Source organism: Brytella acorum (assembly GCF_029309905.1).
GTDB classification, from domain to species: domain Bacteria; phylum Pseudomonadota; class Alphaproteobacteria; order Acetobacterales; family Acetobacteraceae; genus Brytella; species Brytella acorum.
Genome location: NZ_JARBJP010000007.1, coordinates 122,682 through 132,449, shown reverse-complemented (window position 1 = coordinate 132,449; position 9,768 = coordinate 122,682). Strand labels below are relative to the sequence as shown.

Annotated in this window: 10 protein-coding genes and 1 riboswitch; of the genes, 2 read left to right on the top strand and 8 right to left on the bottom strand. The window is 65.2% G+C overall.

What is annotated here, in order from left to right:
- Positions 1-91: 91 nt before the first annotated feature.
- A complete protein-coding gene (locus tag PWM43_RS12000) occupies positions 92-370 on the top strand; it encodes a hypothetical protein (protein ID WP_289842750.1) in 279 nt (92 codons plus the stop codon).
- 88 nt (positions 371-458) lie between these two features.
- Here the strand turns inward: PWM43_RS12000 and PWM43_RS11995 are convergent, their stop codons facing one another.
- The 8 genes from PWM43_RS11995 to mutY form a co-directional block, all read right to left on the bottom strand.
- Positions 459-3,053, bottom strand: coding sequence for an MMPL family transporter (locus PWM43_RS11995; RefSeq protein WP_289842749.1), 2,595 nt, complete (start codon positions 3,051-3,053; stop codon positions 459-461).
- Between the two features lie 154 nt (positions 3,054-3,207).
- Positions 3,208-3,693 (bottom strand): 6,7-dimethyl-8-ribityllumazine synthase, encoded by a 486-nt coding sequence (gene ribH, locus PWM43_RS11990; RefSeq protein WP_289842748.1) that lies wholly within the window; start codon positions 3,691-3,693, stop codon positions 3,208-3,210.
- Positions 3,690-4,997 carry a 3,4-dihydroxy-2-butanone-4-phosphate synthase gene (gene ribB / locus PWM43_RS11985; protein WP_289842761.1) on the bottom strand — a complete coding sequence of 436 codons (1,308 nt, stop codon included), beginning with the start codon at positions 4,995-4,997 and terminating at the stop codon, positions 3,690-3,692. The genes ribH and ribB overlap by 4 nt, the downstream gene beginning before the upstream one ends.
- 11 nt (positions 4,998-5,008) lie before the next feature.
- Positions 5,009-5,635, bottom strand: coding sequence for a riboflavin synthase (locus tag PWM43_RS11980; protein ID WP_289842747.1), 627 nt, complete (start codon positions 5,633-5,635; stop codon positions 5,009-5,011).
- Entirely contained in the window at positions 5,635-6,702 is a 1,068-nt protein-coding gene (locus tag PWM43_RS11975) for a bifunctional diaminohydroxyphosphoribosylaminopyrimidine deaminase/5-amino-6-(5-phosphoribosylamino)uracil reductase RibD (protein WP_394356078.1), read from the bottom strand. Before PWM43_RS11975 ends, PWM43_RS11980 begins: the two co-directional genes overlap by 1 nt.
- 109 nt (positions 6,703-6,811) lie before the next feature.
- Positions 6,812-6,960, bottom strand: a riboswitch (FMN riboswitch).
- Positions 6,961-7,156: 196 nt separating this feature from the next.
- Positions 7,157-7,360 carry an entericidin A/B family lipoprotein gene (locus PWM43_RS11970; RefSeq protein ID WP_289842745.1) on the bottom strand — a complete coding sequence of 68 codons (204 nt, stop codon included), beginning with the start codon at positions 7,358-7,360 and terminating at the stop codon, positions 7,157-7,159.
- Positions 7,361-7,472: 112 nt separating this feature from the next.
- Positions 7,473-8,081 carry a hypothetical protein gene (locus PWM43_RS11965; RefSeq protein ID WP_289842744.1) on the bottom strand — a complete coding sequence of 203 codons (609 nt, stop codon included), beginning with the start codon at positions 8,079-8,081 and terminating at the stop codon, positions 7,473-7,475.
- Positions 8,078-9,145, bottom strand: a complete 1,068-nt coding sequence (gene mutY, locus PWM43_RS11960) for an A/G-specific adenine glycosylase (RefSeq protein WP_289842743.1) — start codon at positions 9,143-9,145, stop codon at positions 8,078-8,080. The genes PWM43_RS11965 and mutY overlap by 4 nt, the downstream gene beginning before the upstream one ends.
- A 9-nt stretch (positions 9,146-9,154) precedes the next feature.
- Between mutY and PWM43_RS11955 the strand changes: the two genes are divergently transcribed.
- On the top strand, positions 9,155-9,691 hold the full coding sequence (locus PWM43_RS11955; RefSeq protein WP_289842742.1) for a DUF721 domain-containing protein: 537 nt from the start codon (positions 9,155-9,157) through the stop codon (positions 9,689-9,691).
- The last annotated feature ends 77 nt before the right edge of the window (positions 9,692-9,768 follow it).

Sequence of the window (9,768 nt, the reverse complement as noted above, 5' to 3'; positions counted from 1 at the left end):
TATTGTGTCATATATTATTTCTGGGGGTTGTGTGGTGTGTGTGTTGGTGACAGTTTCTTATTTTTTCAAGCTAAGCTTATGTGTTATCGATATGCCGTCACCCGTCAGACAGGCCACCCGCGCGGCCCCCCCCCCCCCCCCCCCCCCCGGGGTGCTCGCGCTGGGACTGGTCGATGTCTGCGGAGAGCTGATTCATCTGGATGAGACCGATGGCGTGCGCATGACGTTTGCGCGCAACGAGATCGTTCATCTGCGTCCGTCGGGCAATGCCCCGGAACTTCGCGTCTATGTCGAAGCCGATACGCCGGCGCGCGCGGCCGAACTGCTCGCAGTCGGGCTCGATGGCGTGGCTTCATGGCGTCATGGCTGAAACGTGTCGTTCGGAGATTGGAGAAGTTGATTGCCTGTCAGCCCTGATGGAGCGTGATTCCGGCTCGATGACCGCCCTCCATTTCGGGTCAAATGGGATCGACGTCGCGTTTGGGGAGCAGCGCGGGCACGAAAATCAACGTCGCGAGCAGCGTGCATCCGAGTGAAATCAACAGCAGCCGTCCCATGCTGGCCGTGCCCGGATGATGTGAAGCCGCAAGCGAGCCGAAGGCCGTGCTGGTTGTCAGTGCCGAAAACAGCACGGCGCGGGCCGTTGGCGACGTAAGCGGTTTGGTGACGCCCGCGCGCCAGTTCATCACGAAATAGATGTTGAACGAGACGCCGACGCCCAGCAGGAGGGGTAGGGCGATGATGTTCGCGTAATTCAGGGTTTCCGGGATCGTCACGATGAGAATGACGGTCAGGAGCGCCGAAAGCATGAGCGGCGCCATGACGAGCGCCATGTCGAGGACACGGCGCAGGGCCAGAAAAAGAATGACCGCGATCATGGCGAGCGCGGACAGGGCGGCTACCGTGAAGGCATGCACCATCGTCCGCGCACTCTCGTAAATTTCCCGCGCGGGACCACCCACATTCGGGTCCACCGATTCGACGTCCTTGAGAAAACGATCGAGGACCTTGTTATCCGACAGCCGACCTTTCGGATGGACGCTCAGCTTCGCCCGCCCGTCGGGGAGAAGATATTCATCCGCGATCTCATGGGGGATGTCCTGTAACGTCACTTCGGTCGGCTGGAGCACGGCCTGTAACGACGCCAGCTGGTTCGGCAGGAAGCGCGTCAACTGGGTGTTGGCCGCGAGAACGACATTGTCCGGCGCCTGGGACAATGTGGCGAGCGAGGCCTGGATGCTGCGCAGCGGATCTGTGGACGACAGGGTTTTGAGCACGGCGGCAAGCTGGTCGGCGGCTTTTTTCGCACCGACGCGCAACGCATCGGCGTTCGGCGCTGGTGCGACGTCTCCGCCTGTGATCGTGGGCAGCAGGATCGAGGCCGTATCCTGGATCATGGCGAGTTTCGCCGCCTGGTCCGCAGGAACGAAGCTGCCGAGCCACATCACCAGCTCGACGCTCGGCTTGGCGCTGATCGCCGCCGCCTCGCGCGCGGCGACGTCGAGATTGGGCACCAGCAGATCGGCTGTGTAGGGCGAGGAGCGCGGGTCCGCCTCAAGGAGTTTCAACGCGCGCATGCCCTCGGAATGGGGGTTTTTCGTGTGCAGCGGATCGGCGTCGAAGGTCAGGGTCGGGATCAGCGCGGCGCCCGCCAGGCCGAGAATGGCGAAAATGCTCAGAACCGGGCGGCGATGGGCGCGCAGAAAATGATCGACCGGTGCGAGTCGCCCAAAGCCCGGCGACCGCGTTCCCAGATCGGCGCGGAAGAGGTGCAGCAGGGCCGGCAGGAGGGTGATCGTCGTGAGAAACGCGACCAGCATCCCGAAACCGGCGATCATTCCAAGCTGGGCGACGCCCACGAAATCGGTCGGCACGAAGGCGAGAAAGCCCGCGGCCGTGGCCAGCGCCGCGACGAGGATCTGATGACCCGTCTCTTCTCCGGTGAGAGCGAGCGCTTCATCCAGCGGCATCGGTCGGCCGTCCGGCAGGCGCTGGCCGCGCAGACGCACGGAAAACTGAATGGCGAAATCGACGGCGATGCCCACGAACAGGATGGCGAACGCTACCGAGATCAGGTTGAGCGTGCCGACCATGAGAGCCGCCAGCCCGGTCGTGAGCAGGAGACCGACGATGAGCGTGATGAGGATCGATGCGATCACGCGCGGAGAATGCACAGCGAGGATCAGCCAGAGCGCGACGAGGATCAGCGAGGTGATGAGGCCAAGCGTCATGCCGTTGGCGACGGTGGAGAATTCCTCGTCGCTGAGCTGGACTTCACCGGTGATCATGACCTTCGCGTTGCCGCTCCTGACGAAGGGCAGGTCGCGGATGGCGGCGCGCATGGCGCTGGACGCCGCACCGCCCGGCTGGAAGGACGCGAAATCGAGGACCGGTTTGACGATCACGAACTCATAGCCGACGCCCAGCCTGGTCAGTTCGCCCGCCAGGAGGTTCTGCCACGACAGGTCATGTCCCTGCCCGAGAGAGGCGTCGTGGAGCGCCTTGGCGAAACCTTCGAGTTCGGGGGCGAAGCTGTCCGGAACGCTGTTGCCGTTCTGGATGCCGAGGCCGATCATGCCGAGCGCGTCGTAGAGGCCGCGGGCTGAAGGGTCCGCGGCCAGCGTGCCGAGAAAGGGCTGGGCCGCGACGATGTTGTTCAGCAGGTTTCCGAGCGCCGGCTTGTCGAGATAGAGCAGACCGTGCGTGTCGAGGAACGGGTTGTCGTCGGGCAGGCGCACGGCGCTGAAATGCACGTGGTCTTTCGAGAGCATCTCGGCAAGCGACTTGGCGGTGGCGCGGCCCTGTTCGGGGATGTCGGCATGGATGACGGCCACGAGCGTGTCGTTGTTCTGCGGAAAGAGCCGTGTCATCTCCGCCGTGCGCTTTTTCCACGGCAGCGAGGCGGCGAACATCTTGTCCGTGTCGGTCGTCACGCCCAGGCGCTGCTGGCTCGCGAGGATCGCGCCGACACCGAGAAGCGTGAAGATCGCGACGACGAGCCACGCCCGTCGAGCACAGAATGTAACGAGTTGGCTGATCAGTGATGAAATCATGAGCCGAACGAGGCGCCCCTGCCGTGTGGTGGTCGCAAGACCGCAATCACGACAGGGTGTAGAGCATCGCTCCACAATAGGGAAACGTCACGGCGTCAGAAAACCGTAGCAATGCCTGTCCGTCACGGTCGTGTGATGGGGACGGAGGCGCGGTTCAGCTTTTCCGGCGCCTCTTTCTCAGGAAGGCCAGTGTTTCCACGCAGGCCGCCGAGGCTTCGCGGCCCTTGTTGTGGACATCCGGTCGCGACCGCGCCGTGGCCTGCTCGTCCGTGTAGGTAGTGAGCACGCCAAACGAGAGCGGGACGCCGGTCGTGAGCTGGGCCTGCATCAGGCCGATGGTGGCGCCCAGGCTGATGAATTCGAAATGCGCGGTATCTCCCTTGATGACGCAGCCCAGGCAGATCACGCCCTCATAATCGCCGGTTTTCGCCAGACTCTGGGCCATGATCGGCAGTTCGAACGCGCCGGGCGCTTCGAATATGTCGACATCGCCTTCATGGATGCCGTGCTCGGCGAGCCATTCGAGAGCGCCGTCGCGCAGGCCGTGGGTGACGTCGGTGTTGAACCGGCTGACCAGCATGGCCAGGCGGGGAGTCGGCGAAAGACGCAGGTCCGGGGCGACGGGGATCGACTTGCTCATGTTGTGTCCTTGTGGGGGTTGGTGAAGCTGGCGATGAAATCCGGCAGTGGCGTCATGACGCCGGAGACGGAAAGCTGATGGCCCATGCGGGTGCGCTTGGTGGCCAGATAGGCGCGGTTGAAGGGATTCGCGCCGACTTCCAGCCGTTCCTCACGGATGACGTGCAGTCCGGCGGCGGTAAGACCGTCCGTCTTGCCGGGATTGTTGGTGAGGAGCGCCAGGCGCGTGACGCCCAGCGCCTTGAGGATGGCGCCCGCCGCGACCCAGTCGCGCGCATCGGCGGGCAGGCCGAGGGCGAGATTGGCGTCCAGCGTGTCGTGCCCCTGATCCTGAAGGGCATAGGCGCGGATCTTGTTGCTCAGTCCGATTCCGCGCCCTTCATGGCCGCGCAGATAGACCAGCACGCCGCTCTCCGCCGCGCCGATGCGGCGCAGGGCTTCGTGCAACTGCGCGCCGCAGTCGCAACGCAGCGAGCCGAACGCGTCGCCGGTCAGGCATTCCGAGTGCAGCCGCACCAGGGGGATGTCTTGGGACGGATCGCCTTTGACGAGGGCGACATGTTCGATGCCGTCCGGGTCGCGGAACGCGTGAATGCGCAGGTCGTCGCCGCCATATGTGCCGGGCAGCGCGGCCTCGGCGATGGTTTCGATGGCGGGAGGCGCTGCCTGCGGGATGACGCGGGAAGCGACGGGGCCACGACCCCGCGCGCGACACCATACCGCAAGCTCGGCGATGGTGACGATCGGCATGTCATGGCGTTCGGCGAAGCGGCGCAGTTCGGGGAGGCGCGCCATGGAACCATCGGCGCTCATGATTTCGCAGATCACGGCGGCGGGCTCGAGCCCCGCGAGGCGGGCGAGGTCGATGGCGCCTTCCGTATGGCCTTCGCGTGCCACCACCCCCTCGGGATGGGCGCGCAGAGGAAAAATGTGACCGGGCGAGCTGATCTCCTCCGGCGCCATGTCCGGATCGGCGGCGACGCGGCAGGTCCGCGCCCGGTCGGCGGCTGAAATTCCGGTCGTGATGCCATGCGTGGCCTCGATCGAGACCGTAAACGCCGTGCCGCGCGGATCGTGGCCGCGACGCGGCTGCATGGGCAGGCCGAGCGCGTCGATCCGCGCGGCCTCCAGAGGCAGGCAGACGAGGCCGCGGGCGTGGGTGACCATGAAATTCATGGCGTCCGCCGTGACGAACTGGGCCGCCATGACGAGATCGCCCTCGTTTTCGCGGTCTTCGTCATCGACCATGACGACCATGCGGCCCGCGCGCATGGCATCGATCGCCGCCGCCAGGGCGGGCGACATCGCGTGGCCGTTCATGCCGCCTCTCCGTTTTTGAGGAGGGATTCGACGTATTTTGCCAGCACGTCGACTTCCACATTCACGGGCGCTCCGACCGGCGTGTCATGGAAAACCGTATGCTCCCAGCTATGCGGAATGAGCATGAGATGGATCGGGAATGTCTCCCCTGCGGTTTCTCCGAGCGTGTTGACGGTCAGGCTGACGCCGTCGAGCGCGATCGAACCCTTTTCGACGACGTATTTTCGCAACCGGCGCGGCAGCATGACCGTGAGATGGCGCGACTCGCCCATACGCTCGACCGCATGGAGATGGCCGATACCATCCACGTGACCCTGCACGATATGGCCTGACAGACGGGTCGAGGGCGTGGTGGCGCGTTCGAGATTGACGCGACGTCCCTCCGCCAGCCGACCCAGGGCCGTGCGGTCGAGCGTCTCGCGGCTGACGTGGAAGGTGGCGTCCCCAACGGTCGCGGTCCCGTCCGGTCCGAACGCGGCGACCGTCAGGCAGGCGCCGTTGACCGCGATGCTCTCGCCGAGCGCGAGATCGGACAGGTTCGTGGCGATCGTGACCGTCATGTCGTTCGGGGTCATGGCGCGCGCGCGAACCGTCCCGAGACGCTCGATGATTCCTGAAAACATCAGTTCATTCTCTCATTGTCGAAAATCAGGCCCCGGCTTTCAGGCAGAAGGCGCAGGGGCGTCGCGCCGCGATGGCGCACCTCCCATCTGTCCCGGTCTTTCGCGTCCCGCTCTTCCATGTCCCGGCCTGCACCGGTCCGGATCGTGAGCCAGTCGTCCCAGAGGCCGAGGCGTGCGACCTCGCGCAGCAGGCCTGGACCTGCTTCGATCATCGCCCAGTTCGCGCCGTGTGCCGCGAGATGCGCGGGGACCGCCTCGAGCGTTTCGCAACGCAGGACGCGAAAGCCGCTGGTTTCCATCTCGGCCACGTAATGCGCCGGAACGCGCCCACGCCGGTCGCACAGGACCAGCAGGCGCGGCGCGCGGCCGTCATGGTCGCGGAGGTGGCGGACGGTGAAGCGCGGGTGGTCGGCCAGGACGGTGCCCGCGCCGGTGATAATGGCGTCCGTGGCGCGACGCAGGCGATGGGCGAGGGTGAGGGAAGCCGGTCGGGAGAAGGTCGTCCGGCCGGTCGGGGGGATCATGGAACCATCGGCATCGAGAGCCTGCTTGACGGTGATCCATGCCCGACCGTCCGTGATGCGGCGCGCGAACGGCGCGATGAGGTCTTCGCAAGCCTGTCGCAGATCCGAGAGTTCGGGCACGTCGCGCAGGACGATGCAGCGTCGCGCATCGGGCGCCGCTGTCAGTCGCGCCATGCCTCCGGCCGCCGCCGCATGGGGGTCCGGGACACCGACCCACACTTCCCGCACGGGACTGTCGCGCAGCGCCTCTGAACAGGGCGGTGTGCGACCGGTGTGATTGCAGGGTTCGAGTGTCACGATGGCGGTGCGAACGCGGTCGATCACGCCATCGGCCCGTGCCAGGCTCAGGGCGCGCGCCTCCGCGTGGGGCGTTCCTGCGCGCTGATGCGCGGCTGTGACGAGAATCTGGCCCTCGGCATCGAGGAGAGCGCAGCCGACGGGAGGATTCGGCGCGGTAGCGCCCATGAATGCGACAGCGGCGTCGATGGCCGCGCGGAATGCATGGCGGACGGCACCGGGATCGGTGGTCGCGTTGATGATCATGCTGGTGTGCGGGGACGCATCCACACCCTGTTCCTCTCCTGCGAGAGACGGATTCAGGGCGTCACGTCAGGGCGCGCGGCGTGACCGCACGGTCATGCCCCGTTCCTGACCGCGTTCTCTTTCATCCGGACTATGACCGTCGGCCCCGGACTCTGACCGGGTCTGCTTGACCCTCCGGCCAAGGGCCGGAGGCGCTCGCGGGCTTGTGCTTGCGCACCTACCGCCGGTGGGGAGTTTCACCCCGCCCTGAGAACGTCTCGATTGTGACATGCCAGAACCAGACGGCATGCCCCCTCATCAATGGGTATGCGCAGGGTGATTTGCAAGTCTGTATGTCCTGCAAACCGGGGCGTCGTGTGAAGAGCCATTACGAAAAAACGCGCGCCTCTCCGGTTTTTCGGAGTGACGCGCGTCTGATCACCTGTCTGGCGGAACGGCCTGACCGGTTAACGCATCACTGGGTCGCCGCCTGCGGCGTCGTCTGCTTCCACTTGGATTGCGTGTAGTTGGCGCCGTTCGTGACGTCATGGCCCACCGAACTTACGTCCTTGCCCGCGCCGCTGACAGTGTTGCACGCCGAGAGTGTGGAAGCGGCTCCCACGACAACAACGGCCGCGAGAAAAACGCGAAGAGTGCGCGCGACTTTTACCTGTTTCACTGTCTGATCTCCTCCGAATAGTGAGTCGGCTTCTTCAACGCGGGATCTGAAGGCCGGTTTCTGAAGCGTATCGATAATTCTTCGGATGCGAAATGGCGGGCTTCGGGAGGTGTCAGTGACGTGTGACGACGAGGGAGACCGCCGCCTTCCCGTCGGTCAGTTCAAGAGCCGTCTCCGTCCCCGGAACGAGGTGGGCAATCTCCGCGAATGCCTGAAAATTCGGCAGAAGAGGCAATGCGATCTTGCCGAAAACGACCTGGAAATTGTCCGTGAATTCAAGCGGAGAGAGCGCGTGGCCGCCCGTATCGTGGATCGACGTCAGTGCGGGCTGGCCGAGCAGGATAAAAGCATGGAGATGCTCTTCATCGACCGGAAGGTACAACTCCCATTCCCTGATGGCTGCCGCGTTGAAATCCAGGTGCCGGTCCAGCAGACTTCTCATATACCGCGGCTCGTCCGTATCGCGCGTTTCGAAGGCCACCAGTCCACTCGCCTGCGGCAGGAGCGTGAGAGGGGGGAAGGGCATCGGCAGGGAGACCGCTTTGCGAAGTTCCACGTCGGCCCGACCCGCATGCGGGTCGTCCGCGAAGAAGAAGATGCCGGGATAGGCCGTGCTGTCGAGCGTGCGGGAAAACAGGCAGTCCCGCATGAGATCGAGTTCCAGAAAACGTCCGAAGTGGTTCAGGAGCCAGAAGCGGTTCTGACCGGCGGATGCACTCATTGCTCTGTCTCCTTGCATAGATCCGGGGCCGCCAGGCGCAGGCATTTGCGCATGACGCTGGGGAGCGCCTGTCGCATGACGTTGTCCGGGTGGCACGCAAACCCGTCAGAATTCTGGCCGAACGTGTTGATGATACCCCGATAAACGCTCAGATGGAGCGTCAGGTGCGTGAACACATGCACGACGTCCCCGACGAGTTCAAAATCGACCGTCGAAGGGGCATGGCGTGCGGCTTCCTCGACGGTCCAGCGGGTCGCGCGCCACGGCGTTCCAGGAAAGGCCGTCATTCCCGCCAGCAGGCCGGTTTCGGGGCGGCGCGTCAGCCAGAAATTGCCCTTCTGGTCGCGAAGCACGAAGCAGACGCCGTAGCGTGGCGGCTTGGCCATGCGCTTGGCGCGGCGGGGAAGTTCGGCGGCCAGACCCGCCTTTCGGGCCGCGCACCCGTCCTGCCACGGACAGATCCCGCAGGCCGGATTGCGCGGCGTGCAGATCGTGGCGCCCAGGTCGAACAGCGCCTGCGCGAACGCACTTGGCCGCGCCTGTGCTTCCGGATCGGTGTTGAGGGTCGCCGCCGCGCGCGCGATGGCGGGGCGAGCCCCGGGTAGCGCTTCCTCGATGGCGAAGACGCGCGCCGTCACGCGCTCCACATTGCCGTCAACGGGCACGACGGGTTCATTGAAAGCGATCGCGGCGACGGCGCGGGACGTGTATTCCCCGATGCCTGGGAGCGCGCGAAGTTCTCCGACGCTTTTGGGGAAACCGCCCCGGGCCGCGACGATCTGCGCGCAGGCGTGCAGGTTGCGGGCGCGGCTGTAATAGCCAAGCCCCGCCCACAGGGCGAGGACGTCGTCGCGCGGCGCTGCGGCGAGCGTCGTGATGGTCGGGAAACGTGCGAGAAAACGCGCGTAATAACTTCGGACCGCCGTGACCGTCGTCTGTTGCAGCATGATTTCGCTGAGCCAGACGTGGTAGGGATCGGGAGACTCGTGATCGGCCGCGCGCCATGGGAGATCACGACGATGACGGTCATACCACTGAAGCAGGTGGGAGGCAGAAGGAGACACGCCCGGGATATGACGAAGGAAACGAAGCGGAGCAAGGCCCCGAAATCCATCGCCACACCCGATGCGGCGGAAAAGGCCACACGGCGGAGTTTCGTCGCGCGGCCGATCGGGTCGATCCTGCCAGCCATCACGCGTCCGGCATTCTCCCGCCAGAACACGCCGGCGGTGCGCCTGATGCTCGAATGGGAAGCCATCGTGGGACCGGCTCTCGCGGCGCAGACAACGCCGCGCCGGATCGCGGCCGGCACGCTGACCGTGGCGTGCGCCGGGCCGGTCGCCATGGAGATCCAGCATCTCGCGCCGCAGTTGATCGAGAGAATCAACGGTTATTTCGGAACGCTGCCACGGTCTTTCGATCGGCCCGGAGGGGCCGGGCTCGTGGAACGCATCAGGCCGGTGCAGGACGCCACCATGGCTGTGGCGGCGCTCCCTGTCATCAGGCCCGAGCCACGTCCCGTCGAGATCGCGGATATGGCTGACGGGCCTTTGCGTGACGTTCTCTCGCGGCTGGGCGGTCAGGTCGTGGCACGGAAGAGCCGTCGATGACCGTAAAGCGCGACAACAGGCGCGCCAGATCGAGCGCCGGTGTGACATTTCGACTCAATCCCGTGCTGAAAAGGCCC